This is a genomic window from Microbacterium sp. P5_E9 (assembly GCF_054049175.1).
Window position 1 is genome coordinate 1 of record NZ_JBFUMV010000076.1, and the last position, 669, is coordinate 669.

Consider the following 669-nt stretch of genomic DNA (forward strand, 5'->3'; position numbering starts at 1 on the left):
CACAACGCAGAGACAACAGACACCATGAGGAAGCTCACAGACTTCACCTCCTACGCGGATGCCCAGCGCCTCTGTTCAACAGACAGGCTGTGGGACCTGTTCGACGGCGACCGTGAATCGCTGAACATCGCGCACGAATGCATCGACCGGCACGTCAGCGGCGCGCGGCAGGCGGTCATCGTTGCGCATGCGGATGGCAGCGAGGAGACATTGACCTTCGCCGAACTCGCCGACGCTTCCTCGCGCTTCGCGAACTACCTCGTTGACAAGGGAATCGAGCGCGGCGATCGCGTGGCCGTGATGCTCGAGCCGTCCCGCGCCTTCTATGTGTCCATCTTTGGCGCCATGAAGGCCGGGGCCGTCGCCGTGCCGCTGTTCACGTTGTTCGGACCCGACGGCATCCGCCTTCGGGTGAACGACTGCAACCCCAAGCTGCTGATCACGAACGCAGAAAAGTCACCGATGGCAAACGGCCTCGAGAACGTCGAGGTCGTCGTCGCCTCGAACCAGTTCCTCGCCGCCCTCGAGGGTTACCCGAGCCGGTTCGAGCCGCAGACCAGGGGAGACGATTTCGCCATCTTCCAGTACACCTCTGGCACCACGCGGGAGCTGCCGGCGGCGGTCCGCCACACGCACAAGTCCATCGTGACGCTGATGCTCGCGGCGCTC

1 protein-coding gene is annotated in these 669 nt (G+C 64.0%); it reads left to right on the forward strand.

Going from position 1 to position 669, the window contains the following annotated elements; all coding sequences use genetic code 11:
- On the forward strand, positions 1-669 hold a 669-nt coding region (locus tag ACXJ3V_RS20300), incomplete at both ends, for an AMP-binding protein (RefSeq protein WP_457102163.1).